Below are 5,637 nucleotides of genomic sequence, written 5' to 3' on the forward strand. Positions count from 1 at the left end.
AAGCCCGCAAAGACAAAGCCCCTGGCGCCTTTCGGCGTCAGGGGCTTTCAAAAAGAATCCGGCAGCGACCTACTCTCCCACGCGGTTTCCCGCGGAGTACCATCGGCTCTGGAGGGCTTAACTTCCGTGTTCGGGATGGGAACGGGTGTGACCCCTCCGACATTGCCACCGGAAAAGCGAATGACGGTGCATACGAAGGGTAAGTTGCAAGCTTCCGCTTGAGTGAAGCCTCTTCGAGAAGTCGAAGAAGCAATTGAAACAGCTGCCTTCCGGGCGGACGCGCTAGTGGCGTCCTGGCCTCGGCCTTGGCCCCGAGTCCCTTACTCCCCTTGAGGGGGCATGCAAGAGAATGGGGGAAGTAAGCCTCTCGACTTATTAGTACTGGTTAGCTTAACGCGTTACCGCGCTTACACACCCAGCCTATCAACGTGGTAGTCTTCCACGAGTCTTCAGGGGCTTGCGCCCGGGATACCTGGTCTTGAGGTCGGTTTCCCGCTTAGATGCTTTCAGCGGTTATCCAATCGGCACATGGCTACCCAGCGATGCCTCTGGCGAGACAACTGGTACACCAGCGGTGCCTCCAACCCGGTCCTCTCGTACTAAGGTCAGAGCCTCTCAAGTATCCTACGCCCACAGCAGATAGGGACCAAACTGTCTCACGACGTTTTGAACCCAGCTCGCGTACCGCTTTAATTGGCGAACAGCCAAACCCTTGGGACCTGCTCCAGCCCCAGGATGCGATGAGCCGACATCGAGGTGCCAAACCTCCCCGTCGATGTGAACTCTTGGGGGAGATAAGCCTGTTATCCCCGGAGTACCTTTTATCCGTTGAGCGATGGCCCTTCCATTCAGGACCACCGGATCACTATGACCTGCTTTCGCACCTGCTCGACCTGTCGGTCTCGCAGTCAAGCTCCCTTATGCCATTGCACTCGACGCCCGGTTTCCAATCGGGCTGAGGGAACCATCGCGCGCCTCCGTTACTTTTTGGGAGGCGACCGCCCCAGTCAAACTACCCACCAGACAGTGTCCCAGTCCCGGCTTACGAGACGTGGTTAGACACCAGAAATCAGCAGGGTGGTATTTCACCGTTGCCTCCACCGAACCTAGCGGCCCGGCTTCAAAGGCTCCCACCTATCCTACACAGCCAATCCCTAGTGTCACTGTCAAGTTGTAGTAAAGGTTCACGGGGTCTTTCCGTCTTGCTGCGGGTAAACTGCATCGGCACAGCTATTTCAATTTCGCTGAGTCCCTCTCCGAGACAGTGCGGAAGTCGTTACTCCATTCGTGCAGGTCGGAACTTACCCGACAAGGAATTTCGCTACCTTAGGACCGTTATAGTTACGGCCGCCGTTTACTGGGGCTTCGGATCATCGCTTCGCCTTGCGGCTGACGAATCCCCTTAACCTTCCAGCACCGGGCAGGAGTCAGACCCTATACGTCGGCTTGTCGCCTTCGCAGAGTCCTGTGTTTTTGGTAAACAGTCGCTACCGCCATTTCTCTGCAACCTCTCTCGGCTTCGGCTGTACGCCTACACCTACCAGAGGCCCACCTTCTTCCGAAGTTACGGTGGAAATTTGCCTAGTTCCTTGGAGGAGAGTTCTCTCAAGCGCCTTAGGATTTTCTCCTCACCCACCTGTGTCGGTTTGCGGTACGGACACCCTGCAGACTCCCTGCGGGACTTTTCTTGGAAGCCGAGCATCAGCGACTTACCCCTTGCGGGGCGCCATGGGGTCTCGGGGATGACTGCCGCGCCTTTATTCGTACGCGACACCCCTACGCCTTTAGACTGACACAACCACCGGTCAGCTCGCCTAGCTTTCTCCGTCCTCCCTCAGTTCAACGTCTGCAAGATGGCGCAGGAATATTAACCTGCTTGCCATCACCTACGCCTTTCGGCCTCGGCTTAGGACCCGGCTAACCCTGGGAAGATTAACTTGACCCAGGAAACCTTGGGTTTACGGCGAGGGGGTTTCTCACCCCCTTTATCGCTACTCATTTCGGCATCAGCACTCCCAGTCGCTCCAGCGGCCTTTTCAGTCCACCTTCGCTGCAACTGGGACGCTCCCCTACCGCCACACACGCCTGACGTGTGTGACCCGAAGCTTCGGCACTAGTCTTGAGCCCCGTTACATTTTCGGCGCGGCCTGTCTTGACCAGTGAGCTATTACGCTTTCTTTAAAGGATGGCTGCTTCTAAGCCAACCTCCTGGTTGTCAATGACCTGCCACATCCTTTCTAGTGTTCACTTAGACTAGATTTGGGGGCCTTAGCTGTCGGTCTGGGTTATTCCCCTCTTGCCAATGGACGTTATCACCCACTGACTGCGTCCCGGGATAACAATTGCCGGCATTCGGAGTTTGATACGGTTTGGTAATCTGGTGAGACCCCTAGCCGTTTCAGTGCTCTACCTCCGGCATTGAATTGCCCGAGCCGATACCTAAATATCTTTCGGGGAGAACCAGCTATCACGGAGTTTGATTGGCCTTTCACCCCTACACACAGCTCATCCCAGAAATTTTCAACTTTCATGAGTTCGGTCCTCCATGCGGTGTTACCCGCACTTCAACCTGGCCATGTGTAGATCACCCCGCTTCGGGTTATAATACACGCAACTTAGCGCCCTATTCGGACTCGCTTTCGCTCCGGCTCCACCTAACGGCTTAGCCTCGCTACGTATATTAAGTCGCCGAATCATGATGCAAAAGGTACGCTCTCGCACTGGCTTGCGCCGTAGTGCTCGAACTGCTTGTAGACATGCGGTTTCAGGTTCTTTTGACTCCCCTCACCGGGGTTCTTTTCACCTTTCCCTCGCGGTACTTGTTCACTATCGGTCGCCAAGGAGTATTTAGGCTTACCGGATGGTCCCGGCAGATTCAGACAGGATTGCACGTGTCCCGTCTTACTTGGGTAACCCGCTCAGCTCCAGTTGGCTTTCGTGTACGCGACTATCACGCTCTTTGGTGCGTCTTTCCAGGACGCTTCCACTAGCCCTCCAGAGTCCTACCGCGGACCCGCTACCCCACCGCCATTTGCATGACGTTGGTTTGGCCTCTTCCCATTTCGCTCGCCACTACTTTGGGAATCACTCATTGTTTTCTCTTCCTCAGGGTACTGAGATGTTTCACTTCCCCTGGTTTGCTCTGCAAACCTATGAATTCAGTTTGCAGTAACGCAGCTATTCGCCGCGCTGGGTTTCCCCATTCGGACATCTCCGGATCAACGTTTGGTTGGCAACTCCCCGAAGCTTTTCGCAGCCACCCACGTCCTTCATCGCCTCTTGGCACCTAGGCATCCACCGCACGCCCTTAGTAGCTTACTTGCCCTAATCTCTTGTCTAATGCCCGCCTCCCGGCGGATTTTCGAAACTCGGAGACCAAGGCCCAGACCTCTGCTCTTCGCTAGCAGGCCCGGAAGACATTCTTTATTGCTGTTTCTCACTGCTTCTTCTTGTGTGGGAGACTTCGCTTTTGCCCCACCCGGCTGCCTCGCGGCGCCTGGTGAGACTCATTTCGAAGTCGGCACTTCTGTTGAGAACTTCACTCAGCAGAAATTGCAACTTACCCTTCGTATGCACTTGTCAAAGAACGTCCCTGCGACTTCCAGGAAACTTGTGGAGCTGATCGGGTTCGAACCGACGACATCCAGCTTGCAAAGCTGGCGCTCTCCCAGCTGAGCTACAGCCCCGACTCTCGCGTCAGCACCAGTCACTCTTTCGCTTCCCTCCAGCGAGGGAGAAGAGTGGTGGGCCTAGGTGGACTTGAACCACCGACCTCGCGCTTATCAGGCGCGCGCTCTAGCCAGCTGAGCTATAGGCCCAGGGGGGCTAAAGCATCGGCGAACCCTACAGCGTCCTTCATTCTCAAAGAGCCGAGCCACCTTCGCTCAGTCCTTCAAAACCAAACAGCAAGCCCGAAGTTCATAATGGATTGTTTACCGGAAACATTGACCTAGTCAGACCTGACAGCCCGAAGGCTGCTGGCATCGCCTACTCCCCCGAAGGGTGAGTCCGATGCCCGGTCTCCTTAGAAAGGAGGTGATCCAGCCGCAGGTTCCCCTACGGCTACCTTGTTACGACTTCACCCCAGTTACCGAGCACTCCTTGGGCATCTCTTGGTGAGATGACTTCTGGAGCAATCGACTCCCATGGTGTGACGGGCGGTGTGTACAAGGCCCGGGAACGTATTCACCGCAGCGTGCTGATCTGCGATTACTAGCGATTCCTCCTTCATGGAGTCGAGTTGCAGACTCCAATCTGAACTGAGACCGGTTTTCTGCGATTAGCTCCCCCTCGCGGGTTTGCAGCGCTCTGTACCGGCCATTGTAGCACGTGTGTAGCCCTGGTCATAAAGGCCATGAGGACTTGACGTCATCCCCACCTTCCTCCGGTTTAACACCGGCAGTCCCTCTAGAGATCCACTTGCGTGGCAACTAAAGGCGAGGGTTGCGCTCGTTGCGGGACTTAACCCAACATCTCACGACACGAGCTGACGACAGCCATGCAGCACCTGTCTCTCGGTTCCCTTGCGGGCACTCCCTCATCTCTGAAGGATTCCGAGGATGTCAAGACCAGGTAAGGTTCTGCGCGTTGCGTCGAATTAAACCACATGCTCCACCGCTTGTGCGGGCCCCCGTCAATTCCTTTGAGTTTTAGTCTTGCGACCGTACTTCCCAGGCGGAGAACTTAATGCGTTAGCTACGGCACCGCGGGGGTCAACTCCCACGACACCTAGTTCTCATCGTTTACGGCGTGGACTACCAGGGTATCTAATCCTGTTTGCTACCCACGCTTTCGCGTCTCAGCGTCAGTTACCGTCCAGGTGGCCGCCTTCGCCACCGGTGTTCCTCCCCATATCTACGAATTTCACCTCTACTTGGGGAATTCCGCCACCCTCTCCGGCACTCAAGCTCTGCAGTTTCGGGCGCACTTCCTCAGTTGAGCTGAGGGCTTTCACACCCGACTTGCAAAGCCGCCTACACGCGCTTTACGCCCAATAATTCCGAACAACGCTTGCACCCTCTGTATTACCGCGGCTGCTGGCACAGAGTTAGCCGGTGCTTCTTCTCCCGGTACCGTCAAGGCAAAGCGTATTAGGCTTTACGGTTTCGTCCCGGTCGAAAGTGCTTTACAATCCAAAGACCTTCATCACACACGCGGCGTTGCTGCGTCAGGCTTTCGCCCATTGCGCAAAATTCCCCACTGCTGCCTCCCGTAGGAGTCTGGACCGTGTCTCAGTTCCAGTGTGGCTGATCGTCCTCTCAGACCAGCTACCCGTCGTTGCCTTGGTGGGCCATTACCCCGCCAACTAGCTGATGGGCCGCGGACTCATCTGGTTGTGATAGCTTGTATACAGAGGCCACCTTTTCCCTCAGTCTCCGAAGAAACCGTGGGCTTATCCGGTATTAGCCAATCTTTCGACTGGTTATCCCAGGCATCCAGGCAGATTATCCACGTGTTACGCACCCGTGCGCCGCTCTACTAAGGGTTGCCCCTATTCGCGCTCGACTTGCATGTGTTAGGCACGCCGCCAGCGTTCGTTCTGAGCCAGGATCAAACTCTCCAATTGTATTCTTGGTTTGCTTGAACCGGCGTTCCCCGAGACCCGGCTAAGGAGTCTCGGCTCGCTGATTCGTCGGC

Annotated in this window: 2 tRNA genes and 3 rRNA genes; all 5 read right to left on the reverse strand. The window is 55.8% G+C overall.

Features of this window, described 5'->3' with window-relative positions:
• Positions 1 to 56 precede the first annotated feature (56 nt).
• Positions 57 to 173 (reverse strand): 5S ribosomal RNA (gene rrf / locus D7X30_RS41225).
• 181 nt (positions 174 to 354) lie between these two features.
• Positions 355 to 3,321: ribosomal RNA gene (locus tag D7X30_RS41230) — 23S ribosomal RNA — on the reverse strand.
• A 292-nt stretch (positions 3,322 to 3,613) separates the two neighbouring features.
• Positions 3,614 to 3,686, reverse strand: a tRNA-Ala gene (locus D7X30_RS41235).
• A 55-nt stretch (positions 3,687 to 3,741) separates the two neighbouring features.
• Positions 3,742 to 3,818 (reverse strand) — tRNA-Ile (locus D7X30_RS41240).
• A 210-nt stretch (positions 3,819 to 4,028) separates the two neighbouring features.
• Positions 4,029 to 5,566, reverse strand: a 16S ribosomal RNA gene (locus D7X30_RS41245).
• Together the 16S, 23S and 5S rRNA genes with 2 tRNA genes alongside form the textbook arrangement of a ribosomal RNA operon.
• Positions 5,567 to 5,637 lie beyond the last annotated feature (71 nt).

The organism is Corallococcus sp. AB011P (assembly GCF_003611605.1).
Classification (GTDB): Bacteria; Myxococcota; Myxococcia; order Myxococcales; family Myxococcaceae; genus Corallococcus; species Corallococcus coralloides.